The sequence below is a fragment of the Flavobacterium pokkalii genome, from assembly GCF_014596575.1.
Lineage (GTDB): Bacteria > Bacteroidota > Bacteroidia > Flavobacteriales > Flavobacteriaceae > Flavobacterium > Flavobacterium pokkalii.
This window is the reverse complement of sequence record NZ_NASZ01000003.1, coordinates 170,295-196,062: the sequence shown is the minus strand read 5'-3', so window position 1 is coordinate 196,062 and position 25,768 is coordinate 170,295. Positions and strand designations below refer to the sequence as shown.

Below are 25,768 nucleotides of genomic sequence, written 5' to 3'. Positions count from 1 at the left end.
ATTTAAAGTATAATATATGTCAGCAGAAGGTCACGATCACGCTCACGATCACGAACACGAACACCACCATAAAGAGACATTCATTACTAAATACATCTTTAGTATTGATCATAAAATGATTGCTAAGCAATACCTTATTACAGGTATTATTATGGGGATTATTGGTATTGTCATGTCTTTGCTTTTCAGAATGCAATTAGCATGGCCTGAAGAATCTTTTAAAATTTTCAATATTTTATTAGGTGATAAATTTGCACCAGATGGTGTAATGGCTAATGATGTTTATCTTGCATTAGTAACAATACACGGTACTATCATGGTATTCTTTGTATTGACAGCCGGATTGAGTGGTACTTTTAGTAACTTACTTATTCCACTTCAAATTGGTGCACGTGATATGGCATCAGGATTTATGAATATGATTTCTTACTGGTTGTTCTTTTTATCAGCTGTTGTAATGATTATTTCATTATTTGTTGAATCAGGACCAGCTTCAGCAGGTTGGACAATTTATCCTCCTTTAAGTGCTTTACCACAGGCTATTCCTGGATCAGGAACAGGTATGACACTTTGGTTAGTATCTATGGCTATATTTATTGCTTCTTCTTTAATGGGATCTTTAAATTACATTGTTACAGTTATTAACTTAAGAACAAAGGGAATGTCTATGACCAGACTTCCACTTACAATTTGGACGTTCTTTGTAACTGCAATTATCGGGGTTTTATCTTTCCCTGTATTATTATCTGCAGCATTATTATTAATCTTCGATAGAAGTTTTGGTACTTCATTTTTCTTGTCTGATATTTATATCGCTGGGGAAGTTTTACATTACCAAGGTGGTTCTCCTGTATTATTCGAACACTTGTTCTGGTTCTTAGGACACCCTGAGGTATATATCGTAATCTTGCCTGCAATGGGACTTGTGTCTGAAATTATGGCAACAAACTCTCGTAAACCAATCTTTGGTTACAGAGCGATGATTATGTCGGTTCTTGCAATTGCTTTCCTTTCTACAATTGTATGGGGTCACCACATGTTTATTTCGGGTATGAATCCTTTCTTAGGATCTGTATTTACATTTACCACTTTATTAATTGCAATTCCGTCTGCTGTAAAAGCGTTCAACTGGATTACAACTTTATGGAAAGGTAACTTACAAATGAATCCAGCTATGTTATTCTCTATCGGAATGGTTTCAACATTCATCACCGGAGGTTTAACAGGGATTATTTTAGGAGATAGTACATTAGATATTAACGTTCACGATACTTACTTTGTAATTGCACACTTCCACTTAGTAATGGGTATTTCTGCTCTTTACGGAATGTTTGCAGGAATCTACCACTGGTTCCCTAAAATGTATGGAAGAATGTTAAACAAAAACTTAGGTTATGTTCACTTCTGGGTAACGGCTGTTTGTGCTTACGGAGTTTTCTTCCCAATGCACTTCATTGGATTAGCAGGTTTACCAAGACGTTATTATACTAATACAAACTTCCCATTATTTGATGATTTACAAAATGTAAATGTTTTAATTACAACATTTGCTTTAGTAGGAGGTGCTTTCCAATTAGTGTTTTTATACAACTTCTTTAGTAGTATTTTCTACGGTAAGAAAGCAGAACAAAACCCATGGAGATCTACAACTTTAGAGTGGACAACTCCGGTAGAGCATATTCATGGTAACTGGCCAGGTGAAATTCCAGAAGTTCACCGTTGGGCTTATGATTACAGCAACCCGGAGCACGAAGAAGATTTCGTTCCTCAAACGGTTCCAATGAAACCAGGTGAATCAGTTTTACACCACTAATATATTTAAAACCTCTGCTTCGGCAGAGGTTTTTTTATGCCCTATTTTGTTGTATGTATTATTTAGCAATCACAATCCGTTTTCTTTATCTTTGCTAAATGAATGAAAACTTAGACCCAACAACAAGAGGATATAATCCTGAAGAACTTGATCTGGATAAAAGATTGAGGCCGCTTAGTTTTGATGACTTTGCTGGGCAGGATCAGGTTTTAGAAAATTTAAAGGTTTTTGTTGCTGCTGCCAATCAGCGAAGAGAAGCTTTAGATCATACCTTGTTTCATGGACCTCCCGGATTAGGAAAAACGACTTTGGCTAATATTTTAGCGAATGAGTTGGAAGTTGGTATCAAAATTACTTCAGGTCCGGTTTTAGATAAACCTGGCGATTTGGCTGGTTTATTGACCAATTTAGATGAACGTGATGTTTTGTTTATTGATGAAATCCATCGTTTGAGTCCAATTGTTGAAGAATATTTATATTCGGCAATGGAAGATTTTAAGATTGATATTATGATAGAATCGGGTCCTAATGCCAGAACGGTTCAAATCAATCTGAATCCATTTACCTTAATTGGAGCTACAACTCGTTCAGGACTTTTAACAGCACCTATGCGCGCTCGTTTCGGAATTTCTTCCCGATTACAATATTACACAGTTGAATTATTGACAACTATTATTCAACGAAGCGCTTCTATTTTGAAGATGCCAATTACTATGGAAGCCGCTATAGAAATTGCCGGAAGAAGCCGTGGAACACCAAGGATAGCAAATGCCTTGCTGAGAAGAGTTCGTGATTTTGCTCAAATAAAAGGAAATGGAACTATTGATGTTGAAATTTCTAAATATGCCTTAAAAGCATTAAATGTCGATGCGCATGGTTTAGATGAAATGGACAACAAGATTCTGAATACTATTATTGATAAGTTTAAAGGAGGTCCGGTTGGACTTACCACTCTGGCAACAGCTGTTTCAGAAAGCAGTGAAACCATTGAGGAAGTTTACGAACCCTTTTTAATTCAGGAAGGTTTTATTATGCGTACACCACGTGGTCGTGAAGTTACAGAGAAAGCCTATAAACATTTGGGAAAAGTCAGAGCTAATATTCAGGGGGGACTTTTCTAATTTTGTAAACAAGTTAAAAGTTATGAGTTTAGTGTAAAACCCATAACCCACAACTCATAACCCACAACTCATAGACTTAAGAACAAAATATTCACAATTCATAAAATCCGAAGCCAAACGCCTCGGGTTTTTGTCTTGTGGTATTTCGAAAGCGGGTTTTTTAGAGGAAGAAGCTCCCCGATTAGAGAATTGGTTAAAAAATAATCGGAACGGTCAAATGGCCTACATGGAAAACCATTTTGATAAAAGACTTAATCCGACCTTGCTTGTCGATGATGCCAAAAGTGTCGTTTCGCTTCTGTTAAATTATTATCCAGAAAAAGAACAAAATCCTGATTCCTATAAAATTTCCAAATATGCTTACGGAAAAGATTATCATTTTGTAATCAAAGACAAATTAAAAGAATTATTGTTTTCTATTCAGGAGAATATCGGCGAGGTTTCCGGAAGAGTTTTTGTTGATTCGGCTCCGGTTATGGATAAAGCCTGGGCAGCTAAAAGCGGTTTGGGATGGATTGGAAAAAACAGTAATCTGTTGACTCAAAAAGTAGGTTCTTTTTATTTTATAGCTGAACTCATTATTGATTTAGATTTAGAATATGACCATGCTGTTACAAATCACTGCGGTAGTTGTACGGCTTGTATTGATGCTTGTCCAACACAGGCGATTGTGGCGCCTTATGTAGTTGACGGAAGTAAATGTATTTCTTATTTTACTATCGAATTAAAAGAAAATATTCCTCAAGAGATGAAGGGACAATTTGATGATTGGGCCTTTGGTTGTGATACCTGTCAGGATGTTTGTCCCTGGAATCGATTTTCTAAAAGTCATAACGAGCCTTTGTTTAATCCAAATCCTGAAATACTTTCCATGACAAAAAAAGATTGGGAAGAAATGACCAAAGAAACTTTTAGGGTTGTTTTTAAGGATTCGGCGGTTAAAAGAACGAAATTTCAGGGCTTACAGCGGAATATCAGTTTTTTAAAGAAATAAAAATTAAATTATTGAATCATCTTAAAGTTGTTTTTAATGATTTTTTTTTTATATTTATATCTCTTAAAAAATTCTCGATATGACTGTAAATCAAATATTAAGTACGAAAGGAAACGATGTATATTCAGTTGTTTCTACTATTAGCGTTTATGATGCTATAAAAGTAATGGGTGAGAAAAATGTTGGTGCTATTTTGGTTATCGAAGACGGCCAACTGAAAGGGATTTTGTCTGAGAGGGATTATGCCCGAAAAATTGTTCTTAAAGATAAGGCGTCCAAAACTACTTTGGTTCAGGAAATAATGATTAGTAATGTTATTACGGTTAATCCAACGGATGATATTGATAATTGTATGGAATTGATGATTTCGAGAAGGATCCGTCATTTACCGGTTGTGGAAAATGATAAGGTTGTTGGACTTATTTCGATTGGAGATGTTGTAAAATGTATTATAGAAAAACAGAAGGAAACCATTCAGTTGTTAGATTCTTATATCAATGGAACACAGTCCTGATTTTTTTTGTAAAGATATTGAATAGAAGAAGCTGCTAATTTTAGTGGCTTTTTTTATGAACTTATTTTTAGATTATTTTAAAAGAATTATGAAAATGTTAACTTTTTAAGTTAAGACTTCTATCTTTGTATATAAGATAAAACTGCTATTATGAATAAAGAAAGCAAAAGGAGAGAAGCGTTATTATATCATGCGAAACCTACTCCGGGGAAAATTCAGGTTGTTCCAACAAAAAGATATGCTACCCAAAGGGATTTGTCTTTAGCCTATTCTCCGGGTGTAGCCGAACCTTGTTTAGAAATAGAAAAAGACGTAGAAAACGTTTATAAATATACGGCCAAAGGAAATTTGGTAGCTGTAATTAGTAATGGTACAGCCGTTTTAGGTTTAGGAGATATAGGTCCTGAAGCCGGAAAACCGGTTATGGAAGGAAAAGGATTGCTGTTTAAGATTTTTGCAGATATTGACGTTTTTGATATAGAAGTAGATACCAAAAATGTCGAAGAATTTATTCAAACCGTAAAAAATATAGCACCAACTTTTGGAGGAATTAATCTGGAAGATATCAAAGCGCCGGAATCTTTTGAAATAGAAAGACGATTGGTTGAAGAATTGAATATTCCTGTGATGCATGATGATCAGCATGGAACGGCAATTATTTCGGCAGCCGGATTGATTAATGCTTTAGAAATAGCCGAAAAAAAACCGGAAGAAGTAAAAATGGTGATTTCCGGAGCGGGATCGGCGGCTTTGGCCTGTGCCGATTTGTATATTGCTGTTGGCGTGAAACGCGAAAATATTTTGATGTTTAACAGTAAAGGTTTGTTGACCAAAAACAATCCGTCACTTACGGAAATGCAATTGAAATTTGCGGTAGAAGGCGATGCAGTTCCTTTAGCTGAAGCGATGAAAGGATCGGATGTGTTTATCGGACTTTCTTCAGGAAATATTCTGTTGCCTGAAATGTTGTTGTCTATGAACGAAAATCCGATAGTTTTTGCAATGGCCAATCCAAATCCTGAAATTGATTACAACTTAGCCGTAGAAACCCGAAAAGATGTAATTATGGCCACCGGTCGTTCGGATTTTCCAAATCAAATTAATAATGTTTTAGGTTTTCCATATATTTTTAGAGGAGCATTGGATGTTCGTGCGACTAAAATTAACGAAGCGATGAAAATGGCGGCGGTTCACGCTTTGGCAGCTTTGGCAAAAGAGTCGGTTCCGGAACAGGTAAATGTAGCTTATGGAGCCACTAAATTAGGGTTTGGTCGCGAATATATTATTCCGAAACCTTTTGATCCGCGTTTAATTAATACCGTTTCTCCTGCTGTTGCAAAAGCTGCTATTGAATCAGGGATTGCTAAAAACCCAATTACCGATTGGGATAAATATGAAGAAGAACTTTTAGAACGTTTAGGAAATGATAATAAAATGGTTCGATTGATTAGTAATCGGGCTAAAATGGATCCGAAGCGAATTGTTTTTTCGGAAGGGGATCATTTGGATGTGCTAAAAGCAGCACAAATTGTCTACGAAGAAGGAATTGGTTTTCCAATTTTATTAGGAAGTCGCGACATTATAAAAGAATTAATGAAGGAATTAGGTTTTGATGCCGAAGTCGAAATCATTGATCCAAAATCCAAAAGCGAAATAGAAAGAAGAGACCGATATGCTACAGCTTATTGGCAATCCAGAAAGCGCCGGGGAATTTCGTTGTTAGACGCTCAAAGATTAATGCGCGAACGTAATTATTTTGCCGCGATGATGGTTAATACCGGCGAGGCCGACGGTTTAGTTACCGGTTATTCCAGAAGCTATTCCACCGTGGTAAAACCGATGTTGCAATTGATTGATAAAGCACAGGGAGCTTCTTTAGTTGCCACTGCCAATATGATGATGACCAGCCGGGGGCCAATGTTTTTGTCCGATACAGCGATTAACATTAATCCGTCTTCGGAGGAATTGGTTAAAATTGCGGTAATGACGGCCAAAACCGCCCGTATGTTTGGCGTTGAACCGGTAATTGCAATGGTTTCCTATTCTAATTTTGGTTCGTCAACTCATGAAAATGCCTCAAAAATTAGAGATGCCGTAGCTTATTTGCATGAAAATCACCCTGATTTGATTGTTGATGGGGATATTCAGGCCGATTTTGCTTTGAATCCGGAAATGTTAACCGAGAAATTTCCATTTTCTAAATTAGCCGGAAAAAAGGTAAATACCTTAATTTTTCCCAATCTGGATTCGGCAAACATTACTTATAAATTGATGAAAGAATTATACAAAACCGGTTCGATAGGTCCTATTATGATGGGAATGGGAAAACCGGTTCATATTTTTCAATTAGGTGCCAGTGTGGAAGAAATGGTTAATATGGCGGCTATTACCGTGATAGATGCACAGGAAAAAGAAAACAGAGAAAAAAAGTTAAAATAAATAGTTAGATAAATAGATGATTGCGCATTTACAGGGGAAGTTAGTTGAGAAAACACCAACACAGCTCGTTATTGATTGTGGAGGTGTGGGCTATGAAGTTCACATTTCACTACATACATATTCATTACTTCCTAATTCGGATTTTGTTAAGGTGTTTACTTATCTTCAGATAAAAGAAGACGCACATACTATTTTTGGTTTTGTGGAAAAATCGGAAAGAGAAATATTTAAAATGTTATTGTCAGTTTCAGGTATTGGAGCCGGAATTGCCAGAACCATGTTGTCATCATTAGAACCTAAGCAAATTATTAACGCTATTGCTTCGGCTGATGTAAGTACAATCCAGTCAATAAAAGGAATTGGAGGGAAAACAGCGCAGCGTGTAATTTTGGATTTGAAAGAAAAAGTATTGAAATTGTACGATTTGGACGAAGTTTCTATTGCTCAAAACAATACAAACCGAGATGAAGCGTTATCTGCATTAGAAGTTTTAGGTTTTGTAAGAAAGGCTTCTGAAAAAGTGATTGATAAAATTGTGAAAGAGAATCCGGATGCCTCTGTAGAATCGATTATTAAACAAGCCTTAAAAAGCTTATAAAAGCACCGCAAAAAAAATATTGTATGCATAAAATTTGTATTGTTTGGGCAGTTTTATTATGCAGTTTTGTATCCTTGGCTCAGGTAAATCAGCCGGCTCAGGACACAACTAAAGCAACCTATTCTTTAGGGAAAGTTCAGATGAAAGACCCAAAGAGTATCTTGTCGGCTTATACTTATGATCCTAAAACAGATCGTTATATCTATACGAATTCGGTTGACGGATTTTCGATAAAATATCCTGTTATTCTAACGCCAAAAGAATATGAAAATTTGGTTTTGAAAGAATCAATGAAGGATTATTTCAAAAAAAAATCGGATGCAATTGACGGGAAAAAAGAAGGAAGTGAAGCCGCTAAAAAAGATTTGTTACCCAGATATTACGTGAATTCAGGCTTGTTTGAATCTATTTTTGGAAGTAATACCATTGATGTAAAACCAACGGGTTCGGTAGAAATGGATATGGGAGCCCGATTTACCAAACAGGACAATCCTTCGTTTTCGCCAAGAAACAGAACCAATCTGGCTTTTGATTTTGACCAAAGAATCAGTATGAGTCTGATGGGGAAAGTAGGAACCCGATTGAGTGTTAATGCTAATTATGATACGCAGTCTTCTTTTGCTTTTCAAAATCTGTTAAAATTAGAATATGCGCCAACGGAAGATGATATTATTCAAAAAATTGAAGTTGGAAATGTAAGTATGCCTTTAAACAGTTCCCTGATTAGAGGAGCGCAGAGTTTATTTGGGGTGAAGGCGCAGTTACAATTTGGAAAAACAACAGTTACCGGAGTTTTCTCCGAGCAAAAATCGCAAACAAAAACGGTTGTTTCTCAGGGTGGAGGAACTATTCAGGATTTTGATTTATTTGCCTTGGATTATGATAATGACCGACACTTCTTTTTATCACAATATTTTAGAAACCGATACGATGCGGCTTTAAAAAGTTATCCTTTTATTGACAGCCGGGTGCAAATTACCCGAATTGAAGTTTGGGTAACTAACAAGCAAACACGTTTGAATACCACATCTAATAACCTTAGAAATGTCATTGCGATTCAGGATTTAGGGGAATCACAATTAAACGGACTAGATGATAATGAAGTAGTGGTTTTGAATCCTTCCACAGGAATGTTTAATGTTCCTGCTGATACACCATCAGATAATGCCAATAATAAATTTGATCCATCCAAAATTGGTCAGGCAGATGGTTATCTGACGACTTCTATTCGTGAAATGGCTACGGCAGCATCAGGTTTTAAAGTGTCAGTAACTGAAGGACAGGATTATTCCAAACTGGAAAATGCCCGCAAATTAACAACCAATGAATTTACTTACCACCCGCAATTAGGATATATTTCGTTGCAACAAAGGTTGTCCAATGACGAGATTTTAGCGGTGGCTTATGAATATACGATTGGGGATAAAGTGTATCAGGTGGGTGAATTTGGAAATGACGGTGTTGATGCTACTTTAGTAACCGGAACTCCTCAAAGTACGCAGGCGGTGGTTACCCAAAGTTTGATTTTGAAAATGCTGAAAAGTAATTTGACCAATGTTTCTAATCCGGTGTGGAATCTGATGATGAAAAATATTTATCAAATTCCGGGGGCTTACCAAATTAAACAGGAAGATTTTAGATTTAACATTCTTTATACCGATCCTTCGCCGTTAAATTACATTACTCCGGTAGCCGGAAATCCTTTTCCGGTAAATCCTTCTCCGGATGATAAAGTAGCTGAAACTCCTTTGTTGAATGTATTCAATTTGGATAAATTAAATTATAACAACGACCGTCAGGCTGGCGGAGACGGTTTCTTTGATTTTGTTTCGGGTTTAACAATGGATACTCAAAACGGGCGAATTATTTTTACCACTAAAGAGCCTTTTGGGGAATTGTTATTTAAAAAATTATCCAATAATGCCGGCGAAGATTATGCTAATGCGTCCACTTATAATCCAAATCAAAGCAAGTATGTTTTTACAGCAATGTATCGAAAAACACAGGCTAAAGCTTTAGAAGATAGTGATAAAAATAAATTCCTTTTGCGAGGAAAATATAAATCATCTGCCGGCGACGGAATCCCGATTGGAGCTTATAACGTGCCACAAGGTTCTGTGGTGGTTACAGCAGGAGGAAGAGTTTTAGTTGAAGGTGTAGATTATAGTGTGAATTACCAATTGGGGCGCGTTCAGATTTTGGATCCTTCCCTGCAGGCATCTAACACGCCGATTAATGTTTCTTTGGAAAATAATACCGTTTTTGGTCAGCAAACCAGAAGGTTTATGGGGGTAAATGTCGAACATAAATTTTCGGATAACTTTACTTTGGGTGGAACTTTTTTGAAGATGACCGAAAAACCATTTACTCAAAAATCCAATTATGGTCAGGAATCAGTTAACAATACCATTTTTGGGTTTAATACTAATTTCTCTACCGAAGTTCCTTTCTTCACCCGATTAGTAAATATGTTGCCTAACGTAGATACCGATGTACCGTCTAATTTATCGGTTAGAGGAGAAGTTGCTTTCCTAAAACCGGGAACTTCTAAAGCCGACCAGTTTCAGGGGGAATCAACTTTGTATGTTGACGATTTTGAAGGTTCTCAGTCCACTATCGATATGCGTTCAGCTTATTCCTGGAGTTTGGCTTCAACACCTGAAAATAATACGAACAGTACGTATAATTTTAATGCTTCGGCAAATGATTTAAGTTATGGTTTTAAAAGAGCAAAATTGGCCTGGTACACCATCGATCCGATTTTTTATGTTCAAAGACCATCGGGAATTTCAAATGATGATATTTCGTTAAACGCTACCAGAAGAATTTATAGTGAAGAATTGTATCCTAATCTGGATATTGCGCAAGGACAAACACAGGTAATTAATACGTTGGATTTGTCTTATTTTCCATCCGAAAGAGGACCGTATAACAATAATTCCAGTTTTAATTTGACTCCCAAAGAAAATTACGGAGGAATTATGCGTTCCATCAGTTCCACGAATTTCGAACAGGGGAATGTGGAGTATATCCAATTATGGGTTTTAGATCCTTATGTGGGTAATGGAAAATCAGACGCAACAAATACCGGTAAAATTTATTTTAACCTGGGTGAAATTTCAGAAGATATTTTAAAAGACGGAAGAAAACAATACGAAAACGGATTAGGTCCGGATCAGATTATGACTAATCCAAGACCTGTTTGGGGAGATGTTCCGGCTTCGCAATCGTTGATTTATGCTTTTGATGCCGATGCCAATAACAGAAAAAATCAGGATGTTGGTTTGGATGGTTTGAATAATAATGATGAGGCGACGGTTTATACTAATTTTGCCGGCGAATCTGATCCTGCAGCCGATGATTATACCTATTATTTGAATACTTCCGGAGGTGTTAAAGAGCGCTATAAAAATTATAATGGAGTAGATGGCAATTCGGCTGTTGATATAAACGATCCTAACCGTGGTGCTACTACCGTTCCGGATGTAGAAGACATCAACAGGGATAATACGATGAATACAATCAATGCTTATTATGAATACAGCATTGAAGTTAGACCCGATATGAAAGTGGGTGAAAATTATATTACTGATATTAGAGAAACCACCGTGCCATTACCCAATGGAGGAACAACAGATGCCCGATGGATTCAGTTTAAAATACCGGTTTCTCAGCCGGAAAATACCATTGGAAACATTAGTGATTTTAGATCTGTTCGTTTTATGCGAATGTTTATGACCGGATTTGAAAATGAAGTTACGATGCGTTTTGGTGCTTTGGATTTGGTTCGCGGCGAGTGGCGAAGATATACTTCAACTCTCGATCCAAATGATGCCAATGTAGATGATGATGGTACTGAACTAGATGTTGCGGCAGTAAACATTCAGGAAAATGACGAAAGATGTCCGGTAAATTATGTTACTCCTCCGGGCGTTACCCGCGAGCAGTTGTATAACAATAACACGCTGATTAATCAAAACGAACAATCCTTATCGTTAAGAGTTGCAGGAGACGGTTTAGAAATAGAAGATTCCAGAGCAGTTTTCAAAAACGTGAGTGTCGATATGCGTCAGTTTAAAAGACTGAAAATGTTTTTACATGCTGAATCTTTAAAAGGAGAAATTCCGTTAACAGATGATCAAATGGTTGGATTTATTCGTTTTGGTAATGATTTTACACAAAACTTCTACCAAATTGAGATTCCATTGAAAGTTACCGCTACAACGGACGGGAATTGTAAATATACCGCCAGTGAAGTTTGGCCGGAGGTCAATGAGATTGACTTGGCTTTGTCATTGCTTACCAAATTAAAAATCGAATCCATGAGTGTGGATGCAAGTACTTTGCCATTGGACGGAATTTATTATAAAAATGAAGATGAACTGGATGGAGATTTGGCTAATAAAGTTAACAAACTAAGATTAGGGATTAAAGGAAATCCTAATTTCGGAATGGTGCGTACTTTGATGGTTGGAGTTAAAAGTAATGATACGCGTCAGGCTCTTAAAGGTGAAGTTTGGTTTAACGAACTTCGTTTGGCTGAAATGGACAATCATGGCGGTATGGCAGCTGTATTGAATGTGGATACTAATTTTGCCGATTTTGCTACTGTTTCCGCCACCGGAAAAATGAGTACTGTTGGTTTTGGAACTATTGAACAAGGTCCGAATGAAAGAAGTCGTGAAGATATTCAGCAATACAATATTGTAACTAATATCAATTTAGGAAAGCTGTTGCCTAACAGATGGGGAATTAATTTACCGTTCAATTATAGTGTTGGCGAAGAAACCATTAAACCCGAATACGATCCGTTTAATCAGGATATTAAGTTGAAACAGCTTTTAAAAGAAACAGATGATGCTGATGCTAGAGCAAATTTAAGAAACCGCGCCATTGATTATACGAAGCGAACCAGCATCAATTTTATTGGGGTAAGAAAACAAAGAAGTGCTGAGCAAAAGCCACATGTTTACGATCCGGAGAACTTTACTTTTTCGCAATCGTTTAATAAAGTGGAGCGTCATGATTATGAAATTGAAGACTATTTGGATCAGCAGGCAAGTACAACCGTAGATTATGCTTATAGTTTTGAAAACAAACCGGTAGAGCCTTTCAAGAAAACAAAATTCATGAAGAAAAGTAGTTATTGGAAGTTACTGAGTGATTTTAATTTTAATTATTTGCCATCTAATATTACTTTCAATACTAATATTAACCGTCAATACAACCGTCAGCAATACAGACAGGTGGATAATGTTCCCGGTTTAGAGTTACAGCCGTTGTACCGCCGAAATTTTGGCTTTAATTATAATTATGGTTTCAACTTTAATTTAACAAAATCATTAAAATTCAGTTATGCGGCTTCAACCAATAATTTGGTTAAGAATTATTTGGATGATAGCGATCAGCCAATAGAAGATTTCTCTATTTGGGACAGCTATTGGGATATTGGAGATCCAAACCGTCATACCCAACAAATTATTTTGAATTATGATCTTCCAATTAATAAGATTCCGTTGTTTAGTTTTGTGAAGGCGAATTATTCTTATACGGGAGATTATAGCTGGCAAAAATCAGCTAATGCATTGTCGGAAATTGTTGTGGATGGAATGAATTATAACTTAGGGAATACGATTCAAAATGCCCGAACTAATAATTTGAATGCCAGTTTCAACATGGATATGCTGTACAAATATTTAGGATTGTCTCCAAAAGCCAAAACTCCGGTTAGAAAAGCGCCTGCGGTTGCACCTAAACCGGGACAGAAAATTACCGCCGCTCCTAAACCTCAGGTTCAGTCTAATCAGTTTGTGGACGGATTGTTAGGGGTGTTAACCAGCGTTAAAAATATTCAGATTAATTATTCAGAAAATAGCGGAACGCTCTTGCCGGGTTATACACCAAGTATTGGTTTCTTAGGTTCTTCAAGACCTTCGTTAGGATTTATTTTTGGTAGTCAGGACGATGTGCGTTATGAAGCAGCTAAAAATGGCTGGCTGACCAATTATCAGGAGTTTAGCCAGAATTACACGCAGGTAAGTAATAAGGTATTGCGCGCTACGGCTAATGTGGATTTGTTCCCGGATTTCAAAATTGATTTGAATATGGATCGATCGTTTTCGGAAAATTATTCTGAGCAGTACGATGTTTCAGCCGACGGAATGTACAATTCCCGTTCGCCATACAATTACGGAATGTTCTCTATATCGACAGTCTTAATTAAGACGGCTTTTTCACAAAGTGATGAAAATTCTTCGGCTGCTTTTGATGATTTTAGAAGTAACCGACTTACAGTAGCTAATAGGTTAGCTGCTGAACATCCTGAGCTTTATGCAGGAGGTATAATTCAAAGATATGATGCAGCATCGCTTCCTGCTGAGAATCCAGCCGCAGATGAAACTGATTTGGCAAATCCTAACAATCCGGAGCGAAAAAGAATTATTGTGAATGATGGATATCCGATAGGTTTTGGAAAAAATAATCAAGCGGTGTTGTTGCCTGCCTTTATAGCAGCTTATTCCGGAACGGATGCTTCAAAAGTTTCGACGGGTATTTTCAGAAATTTCCCAATTCCTAACTGGACGATAAAATACAATGGATTGATGCGTTATGAAACTTTTAAAAAGACTTTCAAGCGTTTTTCTTTACAGCACAGTTATCGGGCTTCTTATACCATTAATCAATTCCGTTCTAATTTTGATTATGATAATGATTCGTCAGGAATGGATGATAGCGGAAATTTTTATAACAAAACACTTATTTCGAATGTTAATTTAGTGGAGCAGTTTAGTCCTTTGGTGCGATTGGATTTCGAATTGAAAAATTCCTTAAAAGTGCTTACCGAGATTAAGAAAGATCGCGCTTTGTCGATGAGTTTTGATAATAATTTATTGACCGAAGTAAAAGGAATCGAATATATCGTAGGTTTGGGTTATCGCTTTAAAAATGTGGTTTTCTCTTCCCGATTAGCCGATAATCCTACGGGGGTTATCAAAGGAGATATTAATTTAAAAGCCGATTTGTCATATCGAAACAATCAAACGATAGTGCGTTATTTGGATTATGATAATAACCAATTGGCTGGCGGGCAAAATTTATGGTCTTTGAAAGTAACTGCGGATTATTCGTTCAGTAAAAACCTTACGGCGATTTTCTATTATGACCATTCTTTTTCAAAAGCAGTAATATCGACTTCGTATCCGATTACGAATATTCGTTCCGGATTCACACTTCGATATAATTTTGGTAATTAATTTGTGAAATCTACATATAATTTAAGTTGAAGATTGTTACATTTGCCAAAAAAATAAATTTCATATTTCAAATACTATTATTATGAGCATACCAGCAAATTTAAAGTACACTAAAGACCACGAATGGGTAAGTTTAGACGGAGATATTGCAACAGTTGGAATTACACATTTTGCCCAAAAAGAGTTGGGTGATATTGTTTATGTAGAAGTAGAAACTTTAGATCAAACTCTTGATAAAGATGAAGTTTTTGGAACTGTAGAAGCTGTTAAAACGGTTTCGGATTTGTTTTTGCCTTTATCTGGTGAAATCATTGAATTTAATACAGGTTTAGAAGATGCACCTGAATTAGTGAATTCTGATCCTTACGGAGAAGGTTGGATGATTAAAGTAAAGGTTTCAGATTTAGCTGAATTTGATACTTTATTAGACAGCGAAGGTTATAAAGCGTTGATTGGTGCTTAAGAAAATTTGCCTGGGAGCAGCACTCGCCTGGACAGGGAATATTATTTATCTCTGTTTGATAAAAGCCAGTGAACTTCCTCAAATAACGATTCCTTATATAGACAAGTACGTTCATGCTGTTTTCCATTTTGTATTTAGTTTATTGTGGTTTTATGCTTTTCGTTTTTCATTTAAAACGGTTCGTCGTGTAAAATTATTAAGTATCGTTTTTGTAATGTCTTTGGTTTTCGGAATTGCAATTGAGCTTTTTCAAACCTATTTAACGGTAACCCGAAACGGAGATGCAGTTGATGTTTTGGCAAATTCCACCGGAGCATTACTGGCAATTTTAACCATTCAAATTTTGAATAAAAAATTCAATTGTAAATAGAGAAATCCTGCTTCGGCGGGATTTTTTTATTGATAACTTTGTTTTTTGTTATTCAGTTGCATTTGATTTTATCAAAAAGTACAGAACAGGAATCCATTTGAAATTTAAATGTATTTTTGTGTAAACACCCATCTAAAAGCTGAAGTATGGATATCAGGTCGTATATAGATTCTACGTATTTAAAAACACTTTCGCAATCCGGACTAAATGAGGAACAAAATCAGGAAGTCGTAACAACTTTGGTTGAAGAAGCCATTCGGGAAAGCTTTAAGTTGGTGATGATTCGACCGGAAATGGTGTCATTGGCTAAGCAAATGATTGTGAATGCAGCTTCGAATGTGAAAGTGGGAACGGTGATTGATTTTCCGGAAGGAAATGCAACTATTGAGGCAAAATTAAAAGAGGCTGCTCAGGCTATTGCCGACGGTGCTGACGAATTGGATTTTGTTTGTAATTACGAAGCTTTTAAAAACGGAGCTGTCGATTTGTTTAAAGACGAGATTTTGAAAGGGACTCAACTGGCATTGGCCAATCATAAAATTATAAAATGGATTATCGAAGTAGTAGCGCTGACCGATAAACAAATTATTCAGCTTTCTGCTTTAATTAAAAACGTGGTTATTTCGAATTGTAAAGAAGCTGATTATTCGGCTGTTTTTGTAAAATCTTCCACAGGATTTTACAAAACGCCTAATAATGAACCCAACGGAGCGACTAAAGAATCTATTATTATGATGTTAGAAAATGCTTCGCCACTTCCGGTAAAAGCTGCCGGAAGTGTTCGTACTTATGAAGAGGCGGAGGCGATGATTAAACTGGGTGTTAAACGTATTGGGACTTCATCGGCTTTAGCAATTGTTAGCGGAGGAAAAGTGCAAAAAGGATATTAAGATTTAGATTAAAATATATGAAAAAAAGCTGGCTGGTTTTATTTTTTACTTCCGTTTTGGGTTTTGCCCAAAATACGAATTCTTTAGGCACCGTTAACGCTTCCCGTTTTCCGGTTTTTTCAAGTTGTGAAAATCTGGAAAATCAGGAATTGCAAAATTGTTTTTATACCGAAGTGCAGGATTTTGTTTTTCAGAATTTTGTGGTTCCTGAAGATTTAGTTCGAAATAATTTCAAAGGAAATGTAAAAGTGCTTTTTGAAGTCAATGCCGAAGGGGTTTTTAAAGTAATTTATGTGAACGCCGTTGATGAAAAATTAATAGAGGAAACCAAAAGAGTTTTTGCGAAATTTCCAAAAATTACTCCGGCCACTTACAATGGCAAAGCGGAATATTCGAAATACAATATCACCATTGCAATTCCATTAAAAAGCGCGGCTACTTTGGCTGAAGAGAATTTGGTGAAAGCCGATATTCTTAGAAATACTACTCCACAATTGACCGAGTTGGATAGCATGGTGTATCATAAATATAATAATCCGGAGTTAGAAAGTCATTTAAATATTCCTTTTTCACATAGCTATTATGCACAATTTGATGCTGCAATTAATCAAGTAGGAAGTAATAATCATACCGCTTCAAAGCCTTATGCCTATGCCGAAGTGGCTAAATATTATGATTTTAAAAAAGTCAATGAACAATTGAAGAAACCAACTACCGGCTGGTGGACCCGAAAATTATGGAATGAAAACACGGTTGAGATTAAAGGAGAAGATTATTGGTTTACGTTAAATCCGGTTTTGGATTTGCAGTTAGGGAGGGCTTCCGGGAATAAATCGGTAAATACTTTTGTTAATACCCGAGCCATTAATTTTAGAGGTGGTTTAGGTGATAAACTTAATTTTTCGACTACTATTTTTGAAAGTCAGGGGCGATTTGCAGATTATTATAATCAATATGCGGAATCGATAAAACCTTCGGGAGGAAATCCGGCGGTTGTTCCGGGAATTGGTATTGCCAAAGAATTTAAAACGGATGCTTATGATTTTCCAATGGCAGAAGCCAATATTACTTTTACTCCCAATAAATTTATGGATATGCAATTGGGATATGGCAGAAATTTTATTGGGGATGGTTATCGTTCTTTGTTGGAAAGTGATGGCGCGAGTCCGTATCCTTATTTTAAGTTGAATACAAAGTTTTGGAAGATAAAATATACGAACACTTATATGTGGCTCAAAGATATTCGTCCGGAAGTAACGGTTGATAAGACCTATGCGACTAAGTTTATGGCGAATCACTATTTGAGTTGGAATGTATCTAATCGATTGAATTTAGGATTTTTTGAATCGGTGGTTTGGACCAATGGAAACGACAGAGGTTTTGATGCGAGTTTTGTGAATCCGATTATTTTTTATCGTGCGGTGGAATTTGGTTCTTCTTCTAAGTCGGGGAATGCCTTACTTGGGTTGACTTTTAAATACAAATGGAGCAATCAGCTTAATTTTTACGGACAATTTTTATTAGATGAGTTTTCTTTGAATGATATTAAAGAAGGAGATAATAGTTGGAAAAACAAATACGGTTATCAAGTAGGAGCGAAATATTACAATGCATTTAATGTTCCTAATTTATTAGTGCAACTGGAATACAATCGTGTACGGCCTTATGTGTATTCGCACAGTGAACCAATTACCAATTACGGTCATAACAATCAAAGTTTAGGGCATCAATGGGGAGCTAATTTTGGCGAATTCATCGCTATTGCCCGTTACCATCAGGGAAGATGGTTTGCTGATTTGAAAATCACAACTGCAGTGAGAGGTTTTGATTTTGCAGCTTCGGGAGCCAATTCTAATTACGGAACGAATATTTATCGTGATTATGATGAAGAGCGTTTTGCTAATTCAGGTGTAAAAGTAGGGCAAGGAAATAAAACCAAATTTTTCATGACCGATATTCAGGGTGGTTATTTGATTAATCCTTCGACTAACCTGAAACTTTTTGCGAGCTATATTTACAGGGATTTTAATCCAAAGGAAAATACTGCTACTGTATTTAAAGAAAGCACCAATTGGTTTTCTATCGGATTGCGTTCTGATATTTTTAACTGGTATTTTGATTATTGATAGTACATTCAAAATCGTAGTTTGGCATTAATTTTAATAAAAAGAGATATGAATAATAAAGAAATTGAAAGTGTTTCAAATTTAGAACCTTATAAAAGATATCTGTATTTTATTAAAAGAGTCGCTGATTTTGAAGAATTATGGACAATAATTGATGAAAGTGGAGATTTTGCTCTTTCTGATATTGATGATAAAATATTGATTTCATTTTGGTCTGCTAAAGAATTCGTTAATTCGAATTTAAATAATGGATGGAAAAATTGCAGCCCTAAAAAATTAACGCTGGGAGATTTAGAGGATGAAATATTTGATTTAATAGCATCTGAAAATTATTTGATTAATGTTTTTCCTTTAAATGGTAAAACAGGTTTTGTTGTGGATTTAGATGAATTTGCCAGAGATTTAAGTGATGAATTAGAAAATTATTAGTTTTTGCAAGTGACTTATTAAGTTAATGTTTAAAAATATTCTTCTAAAACAACTTAAATTTTTCTTCAACAATATTTTATGATTAGATTTTTGTCAATTCCCTTTTGATGCGTTACTTTTGCAGCAGTTTTACAAAAACCTAATGAAAACGGCATTGAGCACAACTACACATACCCTTTCCCTTAAATCAATTTTTACCGATTTTAAAGAAATCACTAAGGCAGGATTAGCTATTAGTGTGTTGTTTTCGTCTATTGCGGGTTATCTATTAGGTTTTAATGATAATCAGCCTTTTCAGTGGTCAGTTTTGTTGATGCTTTGTATTGGTGGTTATTGTATGGTGGGGGCTTCTAATGCTTTCAATCAGGTGATAGAAAGGGATTTGGATGCCTTGATGGATCGAACTAAAAACCGTCCTGTACCATCGGGAAGAATGGCGCCAAATGTGGCTTTGTTTGTGGCTAGTTTGCTGACCATTGCAGGAATTGCATTGTTGTATATGATAAATCCTAAAACAGCGATGTTTGGGGCGATTTCCATTTTTTTATATACCAGTGTTTATACGCCGCTTAAAACCATTACTTCTTTATCGGTTTTTGTGGGGGCATTTCCGGGTGCGATTCCTTTTATGTTAGGCTGGGTGGCGGCTACCGGAGATTTCGGAATTGAAGCGGGAACTTTGTTTTTGATTCAGTTTTTCTGGCAATTTCCTCATTTCTGGGCTATTGGTTGGTTTTTGTATGATGATTATGCGAAAGCCGGTTTTTATATGTTGCCAACCGGAAAAAAAGATAACGGAACGGCTTTGCAGGTAATTTTATATACGATTTGGTTAATTATTGCTTCGCTTTTGCCAAGTTTAGGTTATACCGGAAAATTGTTTATTTCTCCTTATGCAGCTGTTGCGGTATTTTTATTAGGACTTTGGATGCTGTATTATGCAGTGCGATTGCATAAAATAAAAACAGCAAAGGCGGCGCGAACCTTAATGTTGGTGAGTGTGTCGTATATTTCCTTGTTGCAATTGGTTTATATAATTGATAAATTTTTAAGATAGTTATGAGTGTTTCAATCACAGCGGAAGAGCAAAAAGAGCGAAGTGCAAAATCGTCCAAAATGATTTTGTTGTTTGCAATGGTGAGTATGTTTATGATGTTTGCCGGATTGACGAGTGCTTTTATTGTAAGCAAGTCAAGGGTGGACTGGTTGAATAATTTTCAATTGCCAACGGCTTTTTACTTTAGTACGGCAGTTATTTTGGCTTGTAGTGTAACTTTTCATTTGGCTAAAAAAGCAATTCAGCAGGATAACCGTTCTAAAACTACGGCGATGTTGCTAGCTACATTGGTTTTAGGTGTGGTATTTGTGATTTCGCAGTTTGTTGGTTTTGGACAAATCATCGAAAGTGGTTATTATATGACCGGAGAAGGGAGTTCGATAACAGTAACTTTCCTATATATTATAGCGTTTATGCACTTGCTGCACCTGGCGGGAGGGATAATTTCGCTTTTAATCATAATTTATAATCATTTTAAACAAAAATACAATTCAGCTCAAACTCTTGGTATAGAACTAGGTGCGATGTATTGGCACTTTCTGGACTTACTGTGGGTTTTATTATTTTTATTTATATATTTCTTTAAATAAGAAAAAAACGTAAATTTGGGAACTTTTTAACGAATATCTTTATATGGAAGCGACAGTTACTACTGCAAATAACGAAGGAACAACTTGGGGAGGCGGCAACGAGCCTATGAGAGCAAGTTATGGTAAAATGATGATGTGGTTCTTTATCATGTCTGATGCCTTGACTTTCTCAGGATTCTTAGCAGCTTACGGTTTTTCAAGATTTAAATTTATTGAAACTTGGCCATTGGCCGATGAAGTGTTTACGCACTTCCCATTTATGCATGGAGTTTCTGCTCCAATGTACTATGTGGCATTTATGACTTTTATTTTGATCTTCTCATCTGTAACAATGGTTTTGGCTGTTGATGCAGGTCACCAAATGAAGAAAAATAAAGTGACACTTTACATGTTTTTAACTATTATTGGTGGTTTAATTTTCGTTGGTTCTCAGGCTTGGGAGTGGAAAAACTTCATCAAAGGAGAGTACGGAGCTGTTGAAACAAAAGGAGGAAGTATTCTTCAGTTTGTTAAAGACGGAAAACAAATTGCACTTGCTGATTTTGCAGTGAAATTACCGGAAGAAAGAGCGCAATTGACAAGAAGTCGTGGTACATGGTTTCAGGAAGAAGCTAATTTACCATCGTATTCTGTTGCTGAAATTCAGGCTGGTTTCAAAGCGCATCCAGATGTATTAATCAGAACTGAATTGATTCATGATAAAAATAAAGTAATCCTTTCAAGAGCGGAGTCTGAAGCAAGATTGAAAGATGCTGTTTATGTAGTAGAAGGAGCTAACTTAGTAAGAAATGAGTACGGTAATAAATTGTTTGCTGATTTCTTCTTCTTTATTACAGGTTTCCACGGATTCCACGTATTCTCAGGAGTTATTATTAATATCGTTATTTTCTTTAATGTGTTGCTAGGGACATATGAGAAAAGAAAAAGTTACGAAATGGTAGAAAAAGTTGGATTGTACTGGCACTTTGTAGATTTAGTGTGGGTATTTGTATTTACAGTTTTCTATCTAGTTTAATTTTTTAAAGTTTTTATATTATGGCACACGCACATGAATCAAATGCAGGTAGAATCTGGAAAGTATTCGGAATTTTATCAGTAGTTACAATTATAGAGGTACTTTTAGGTATTTATAAACCAGATGTTATTCATCGTCAGTATTTCCTTGGGTTAAGCTTGTTGAATTGGATTTTCTACGCGCTTACAGTATTTAAAGCTTATTACATTGTTTGGGCTTTTATGCACTTAGAAGGTGAAAAACCTAGCCTTAGATGGTCTATCGTTTTACCTATCGTTTTTCTTGTCTTATACTTACTTTTCATTCTGTTGACTGAAGGGCATTATATTTATGGGGTTTTTAAAGATTCAACCATTAAATGGAATTTTTAACACTATATTAATTCAAAAAAAGGGCACGCTATTGCGTGCCTTTTTTTATTTTTGCAATTAAAATTACTTTCCCTGATGAAAAAAAATATTGTTCTTTTTGTACTTTTTGTGTTGCCAATTGTTGCTTATCTCTTTTTTGCTTCAGGAGTTAACAGTTTTACAAAATTACCTGTCATTACGCCTAAAGTTGCCGACTTAGGAAATTGGGAGTCATTAAGAGGGGAGAAAGTAAGTTTGAATAATAAAATTACCATTTTGGGTTTTTCGGGGACTGAGGTTTTGAAAAACAGAGGAAACTTATTCAATCTAAACGAAAAAATATACCAACGTTATCACAATTTTAAAGATTTACAGTTTGTAATGGTTTGCCCGTTAGGCACTGAAAAAGATGTCAAAAGTATCATGGATGCTTTTGATGATTTTACCGATGTGTCACATTGGTATTTTGTTTTTACAACTCCTGAAGAAATCAAAAACTATTACAGTCAGTTGAAATTAAAAGGAAGTTTAGACGCTAATTTTGGGACTTCAAATGTGTATATCGTAGATAAGGAGAGGAATTTGAGAGGAAGAAATGGCGGCAAAGATTATAAAGAAGGTTATGATACTTTTCATCCGTCTGATTTGAGTAACGAAATGTTAGACGATTTTAAAATTATTCTTTACGAATATCGTGCAGCATTGAAAAAGAATCACAACGCAACTAAACAATTGTAAATAGTTATTATGTTTAAAAATAAATCCTATATCGGAATTGCATTTATCGTTTTAATTTTTGGAATTTATGCTGTTCCAAAGATTGTTTCCCGAATTCAAAATTCTGATGTCGTAAAAGCAGATCGTTTGGATAAGCTTTCTTCCGATTCGAATGCCGAAGTAGCTCTAGAGAAAATTGGTCCGGCTCCCAAATTCGATTTGATAAATCAGGACGGAAAAAAAATTACCAATGAAACTTATAAAGGAAAGGTATATGTTTTGGAATTTTTCTTTACGACCTGTCCGTCCATTTGTCCTAAAATGAATCAAAGCATGCTGATTATCGAAAAGAAATTCTTTGGAAATCCTAATTTCGGAATTGTTTCTATCACTATCGATCCGATGCATGATACACCGGAAGTTTTAAAATCTCACGCAGAATTGTTGGGTGTTAAATCATCTAATTGGAATTTCTTAACCGGAGACCGTCAAACTATTTTTGATTTGGCTAACAAAGGATTCAATTTGTATGCAGGAGAAAACAGTAAAGTAAACGGTGGCTTTGAACATTCCGGAATGTTTGCTTTAATTGATAAAAACGGTAATATTCGTTGCAGAAAAGATGAATTTAGAAATCCGATTTTATATTATGACGGCTTAGACAAAAAAGGAGTTAGGGATATTCAACAGGATATAAGTATTTTATTAGCAGAATAAGTAATGGAAAAACAAAATTTGGAAACCAAATACAACAAGTGGATTGTAGTATTATCTGTAGCGATACCTTTAGTGGTGGCGTTGCTTTTTGGAGTGAATTTAAGAAAAATGGGTTATGATGTAGAACCATTATCTTTTTTACCGCCAATTTACGCTACAATCAACGGAATTACAGCTGTTTTGTTGCTTCTTGCTGTCAATGCAATTAAAAACGGAAAAGTTAAATTGCATGAAAATTTAATGAAAACAGCTATTGGCTGTTCAGTAGCTTTTTTAGGAATGTATGTGGCTTATCACATGACTTCTGATTCGACTAAATTTGGTGGTGAAGGAATAATAAAGTACATCTACTATTTTATTCTGGTAACGCATATTATCTTGTCTATTGCGATTATCCCATTGGTATTAATTACCTATGTGCGCGCTTTGGCTCAGGTATTTGATAAGCATAAAAAGATAGCTAAAATTACCTATCCTATTTGGTTGTACGTAGCCGTAACCGGTGTAGTGGTTTATTTAATGATTGCTCCTTATTATGCACACTAAAGAAAAAAGAAACAAGAACCAAGAACAAAGAGAGAAGAATATTTTTAAGTCAGAATATGTCTTTATTCTTTTCTCTTTTTTCTTTCCTCTTATTACAAATGCCCAATGCGCCATGTGTAGAGCCGCGTTGACAAATGATGGAAATATTGAGCAGGCAAAAGCGGTTAACGATGGTATTGTTTACCTGATGGTGATTCCTTATTTGTTGGTTGCTCTTGTTGGTTATTTTGTTTACAAAATGCGAAAATCCAAGTTAAAATCTGAATAATTCTTTAAAGGAGATTTCTAATTTAGGATTAATTGATATTTGATATTGCCATTGAAATTGAAATTGTCATTTCAATCGTTTATTCTAATCCGTCAACGTTGATGTTGATGACTCCGTTTACTTTTACAAATGCAATGATGGCATTTTGACTCAATTCTATTTTCTGAAATTGAATGTCTTCCATTTTACCGTTTACAAAAACGCCTTTCATTGGCGAATAATTGTTGAGGTAATTCAGCATGGTTTTCTTGCCTTCGTCTAAATTTGGCTGAATAGAATAACGGCAATTTTGCTGAATTTTTTTCAGAATAATTCCCTGAGCGAGCCAGTTGGCAGTTCGCAACAATTTGTTTTTGGTATCCAAAACATAATCCAGCTCGTCAAAATAAATTTCTTTTTTCTCCGAATTGTATTTAGGAAATCCCGCCAGGTAAATCGTTCCGTTCAGCGAACCAATTAAGTCCAGAGCGATGACCATTTTTCCGCTTTTGTGCCAAATAGAAACATCCTGAACGGTTACTTTTCTGGAACCGGAACTAAAAGTTTCTCCGGCAAAATTTTTTTTTATAATGCGGGAAGCATCCTGATAGCTGGAAACAGCAACGATATTAGCATTGATTTGATTCGGGATTTTACTTACTGCTTTTAAAACAATTTTTTCTGCATCAAATTGGGTTTCGGGAACCTGACCGATGATGGTTTCCATATTGCATTTTACTCCCATTTGCAATACAAAAGAATCGTTTTTTAAATGAGAGGCGGTGGAGTAGATTTCTGCGGGAACAATTCGCAGCCAACTTTCATAAGCCTCATTCATTTGGAAAGGTGTACAAATTTTTTCCAATGCTGCTAAAACATTCGGTTTGAAATCTGTTGCTTTTTCAATAGCTGCATCAATTTTTTTTTCAATTTTAGCTTTAAAAAGTTTTATAGAAGGATTGATTAAATAAGTTACCGGCATGTTTTTGCCAAAAACACTCATCGTCGGACTTTCATTCCAGTCTAATGATTTTAATTCGGTTTGTGTTTTTAGTTTCCAGTTATTTAAATTCACTTTGCTGTTTAGGGTTACAATACCATTCAGATGAAATTCTTTGGTGTTGTACAAATTTACGCCCATTGTTTTGGTGCCAATGCGGTATTTTATAGTTGCTTTCAAAGGAAGTACAGTAGTGATTTTATCCGAATTCGAATTGACTTCATTGCTGTTTTTGATAGAAATAGGAGCCAATTTCCAAATTTTCATTTCGATATCGTCATCTTCAATGTCGTTGTCTTCGTAAATCAAACCGTTCAAAAAGCTATTGGTTTTGTTTTCAATGTCTTTGAGTTTTACATTTATCGGCATGTTGATAAACGAAGGAACATTGTTGTAAACTATCGGGCTGGCATCGTCCGGCTCCGGTTTTAAGGTAGCTAGTTTTTGAGAAGTAGAGCAACTCATAATTGTTAGCAAGCTCAAAAAAATAAGGGGAAAAGCAGTTTTTTTCATGGGTTC

21 protein-coding genes are annotated in these 25,768 nt (G+C 35.7%); 20 read left to right on the top strand and 1 reads right to left on the bottom strand.

What is annotated here, in order from left to right; genetic code table 11:
* The first annotated feature begins 16 nt into the window (after positions 1-16).
* The 20 genes from B6A10_RS03850 to B6A10_RS03755 all read left to right on the top strand — a co-directional run bounded on the left by B6A10_RS03850 (position 17) and on the right by B6A10_RS03755 (position 24,270).
* Complete coding sequence (locus B6A10_RS03850; protein WP_026712653.1) at positions 17-1,813, top strand: cytochrome c oxidase subunit I; 1,797 nt, start codon at positions 17-19, stop codon at positions 1,811-1,813.
* A gap of 98 nt (positions 1,814-1,911) precedes the next feature.
* On the top strand, positions 1,912-2,934 hold the full coding sequence (gene ruvB, locus B6A10_RS03845) for a Holliday junction branch migration DNA helicase RuvB (RefSeq protein WP_055094325.1): 1,023 nt from the start codon (positions 1,912-1,914) through the stop codon (positions 2,932-2,934).
* 70 nt (positions 2,935-3,004) lie between these two features.
* Complete coding sequence (gene queG / locus B6A10_RS03840; RefSeq protein ID WP_188219835.1) at positions 3,005-3,928, top strand: tRNA epoxyqueuosine(34) reductase QueG; 924 nt, start codon at positions 3,005-3,007, stop codon at positions 3,926-3,928.
* Between the two features lie 79 nt (positions 3,929-4,007).
* Positions 4,008-4,442, top strand: a complete 435-nt coding sequence (locus B6A10_RS03835) for a CBS domain-containing protein (RefSeq protein WP_026712656.1) — start codon at positions 4,008-4,010, stop codon at positions 4,440-4,442.
* Between the two features lie 150 nt (positions 4,443-4,592).
* Entirely contained in the window at positions 4,593-6,881 is a 2,289-nt protein-coding gene (locus B6A10_RS03830; RefSeq protein ID WP_188219777.1) for an NADP-dependent malic enzyme, read from the top strand.
* Between the two features lie 16 nt (positions 6,882-6,897).
* The gene (gene ruvA / locus B6A10_RS03825; RefSeq protein WP_026712658.1) at positions 6,898-7,479 is read left to right on the top strand and encodes a Holliday junction branch migration protein RuvA; all 582 of its coding nucleotides are present in this window, start codon (positions 6,898-6,900) and stop codon (positions 7,477-7,479) included.
* Between the two features lie 23 nt (positions 7,480-7,502).
* The gene (gene sov, locus B6A10_RS03820) at positions 7,503-14,732 is read left to right on the top strand and encodes a T9SS outer membrane translocon Sov/SprA (RefSeq protein ID WP_188219776.1); all 7,230 of its coding nucleotides are present in this window, start codon (positions 7,503-7,505) and stop codon (positions 14,730-14,732) included.
* A gap of 82 nt (positions 14,733-14,814) precedes the next feature.
* On the top strand, positions 14,815-15,195 hold the full coding sequence (gene gcvH / locus B6A10_RS03815) for a glycine cleavage system protein GcvH (protein ID WP_055094332.1): 381 nt from the start codon (positions 14,815-14,817) through the stop codon (positions 15,193-15,195).
* Positions 15,188-15,565, top strand: a complete 378-nt coding sequence (locus tag B6A10_RS16335; RefSeq protein WP_188219775.1) for a VanZ family protein — start codon at positions 15,188-15,190, stop codon at positions 15,563-15,565. The genes gcvH and B6A10_RS16335 overlap by 8 nt, the downstream gene beginning before the upstream one ends.
* 146 nt (positions 15,566-15,711) lie before the next feature.
* Positions 15,712-16,455: a deoxyribose-phosphate aldolase gene (deoC, locus tag B6A10_RS03805; protein WP_188219774.1), complete on the top strand. Its 744-nt coding sequence runs from the start codon at positions 15,712-15,714 to the stop codon at positions 16,453-16,455.
* A gap of 17 nt (positions 16,456-16,472) precedes the next feature.
* Entirely contained in the window at positions 16,473-18,581 is a 2,109-nt protein-coding gene (locus B6A10_RS03800; RefSeq protein ID WP_188219773.1) for a gliding motility protein RemB, read from the top strand.
* Positions 18,582-18,629: 48 nt separating this feature from the next.
* Positions 18,630-19,010 (top strand): DUF2750 domain-containing protein, encoded by a 381-nt coding sequence (locus B6A10_RS03795; RefSeq protein WP_055094661.1) that lies wholly within the window; start codon positions 18,630-18,632, stop codon positions 19,008-19,010.
* A 142-nt stretch (positions 19,011-19,152) separates the two neighbouring features.
* A complete protein-coding gene (gene cyoE / locus B6A10_RS03790; protein WP_394354329.1) occupies positions 19,153-20,067 on the top strand; it encodes a heme o synthase in 915 nt (304 codons plus the stop codon).
* Positions 20,068-20,069: 2 nt separating this feature from the next.
* Positions 20,070-20,657, top strand: a complete 588-nt coding sequence (locus B6A10_RS03785) for a cytochrome c oxidase subunit 3 (RefSeq protein WP_188219772.1) — start codon at positions 20,070-20,072, stop codon at positions 20,655-20,657.
* A gap of 43 nt (positions 20,658-20,700) precedes the next feature.
* Positions 20,701-21,672, top strand: a complete 972-nt coding sequence (locus tag B6A10_RS03780; RefSeq protein WP_055094342.1) for a cytochrome c oxidase subunit 3 — start codon at positions 20,701-20,703, stop codon at positions 21,670-21,672.
* Between the two features lie 20 nt (positions 21,673-21,692).
* Positions 21,693-22,043: a cytochrome C oxidase subunit IV family protein gene (locus B6A10_RS03775; protein ID WP_026712668.1), complete on the top strand. Its 351-nt coding sequence runs from the start codon at positions 21,693-21,695 to the stop codon at positions 22,041-22,043.
* 75 nt (positions 22,044-22,118) lie between these two features.
* Positions 22,119-22,760, top strand: coding sequence for a hypothetical protein (locus tag B6A10_RS03770; protein ID WP_188219771.1), 642 nt, complete (start codon positions 22,119-22,121; stop codon positions 22,758-22,760).
* A gap of 9 nt (positions 22,761-22,769) precedes the next feature.
* Positions 22,770-23,456 carry an SCO family protein gene (locus tag B6A10_RS03765; RefSeq protein ID WP_188219770.1) on the top strand — a complete coding sequence of 229 codons (687 nt, stop codon included), beginning with the start codon at positions 22,770-22,772 and terminating at the stop codon, positions 23,454-23,456.
* A gap of 3 nt (positions 23,457-23,459) precedes the next feature.
* Positions 23,460-24,002: a DUF420 domain-containing protein gene (locus B6A10_RS03760; protein WP_055094348.1), complete on the top strand. Its 543-nt coding sequence runs from the start codon at positions 23,460-23,462 to the stop codon at positions 24,000-24,002.
* Positions 23,992-24,270, top strand: coding sequence for a hypothetical protein (locus B6A10_RS03755; protein ID WP_188219769.1), 279 nt, complete (start codon positions 23,992-23,994; stop codon positions 24,268-24,270). The genes B6A10_RS03760 and B6A10_RS03755 overlap by 11 nt, the downstream gene beginning before the upstream one ends.
* A 79-nt stretch (positions 24,271-24,349) precedes the next feature.
* Here the strand turns inward: B6A10_RS03755 and B6A10_RS03750 are convergent, their stop codons facing one another.
* Positions 24,350-25,762 (bottom strand): DUF4403 family protein, encoded by a 1,413-nt coding sequence (locus B6A10_RS03750; RefSeq protein WP_188219768.1) that lies wholly within the window; start codon positions 25,760-25,762, stop codon positions 24,350-24,352.
* Positions 25,763-25,768 lie beyond the last annotated feature (6 nt).

Bases quoted from the DNA above. Each gene is read 5' to 3' on its own strand.
- B6A10_RS03850 (WP_026712653.1), top strand. From the start codon at position 17: ATGTCAGCAGAAGGTCACGATCACGCTCACGATCACGAACACGAACAC.
- B6A10_RS03785 (WP_188219772.1), top strand. From the start codon at position 20,070: ATGAGTGTTTCAATCACAGCGGAAGAGCAAAAAGAGCGAAGTGCAAAA.
- B6A10_RS03775 (WP_026712668.1), top strand. From the start codon at position 21,693: ATGGCACACGCACATGAATCAAATGCAGGTAGAATCTGGAAAGTATTC.
- B6A10_RS03795 (WP_055094661.1), top strand. From the start codon at position 18,630: ATGAATAATAAAGAAATTGAAAGTGTTTCAAATTTAGAACCTTATAAA.
- B6A10_RS03780 (WP_055094342.1), top strand. From the start codon at position 20,701: ATGGAAGCGACAGTTACTACTGCAAATAACGAAGGAACAACTTGGGGA.
- B6A10_RS03760 (WP_055094348.1), top strand. From the start codon at position 23,460: ATGGAAAAACAAAATTTGGAAACCAAATACAACAAGTGGATTGTAGTA.
- B6A10_RS03830 (WP_188219777.1), top strand. From the start codon at position 4,593: ATGAATAAAGAAAGCAAAAGGAGAGAAGCGTTATTATATCATGCGAAA.
- ruvB (WP_055094325.1), top strand. From the start codon at position 1,912: ATGAATGAAAACTTAGACCCAACAACAAGAGGATATAATCCTGAAGAA.
- B6A10_RS03755 (WP_188219769.1), top strand. From the start codon at position 23,992: ATGCACACTAAAGAAAAAAGAAACAAGAACCAAGAACAAAGAGAGAAG.
- B6A10_RS03750 (WP_188219768.1), bottom strand. From the start codon at position 25,762: ATGAAAAAAACTGCTTTTCCCCTTATTTTTTTGAGCTTGCTAACAATT.
- sov (WP_188219776.1), top strand. From the start codon at position 7,503: ATGCATAAAATTTGTATTGTTTGGGCAGTTTTATTATGCAGTTTTGTA.
- deoC (WP_188219774.1), top strand. From the start codon at position 15,712: ATGGATATCAGGTCGTATATAGATTCTACGTATTTAAAAACACTTTCG.
- B6A10_RS03835 (WP_026712656.1), top strand. From the start codon at position 4,008: ATGACTGTAAATCAAATATTAAGTACGAAAGGAAACGATGTATATTCA.
- B6A10_RS03765 (WP_188219770.1), top strand. From the start codon at position 22,770: ATGTTTAAAAATAAATCCTATATCGGAATTGCATTTATCGTTTTAATT.
- cyoE (WP_394354329.1), top strand. From the start codon at position 19,153: ATGAAAACGGCATTGAGCACAACTACACATACCCTTTCCCTTAAATCA.
- B6A10_RS03770 (WP_188219771.1), top strand. From the start codon at position 22,119: ATGAAAAAAAATATTGTTCTTTTTGTACTTTTTGTGTTGCCAATTGTT.
- gcvH (WP_055094332.1), top strand. From the start codon at position 14,815: ATGAGCATACCAGCAAATTTAAAGTACACTAAAGACCACGAATGGGTA.
- B6A10_RS03800 (WP_188219773.1), top strand. From the start codon at position 16,473: ATGAAAAAAAGCTGGCTGGTTTTATTTTTTACTTCCGTTTTGGGTTTT.
- ruvA (WP_026712658.1), top strand. From the start codon at position 6,898: ATGATTGCGCATTTACAGGGGAAGTTAGTTGAGAAAACACCAACACAG.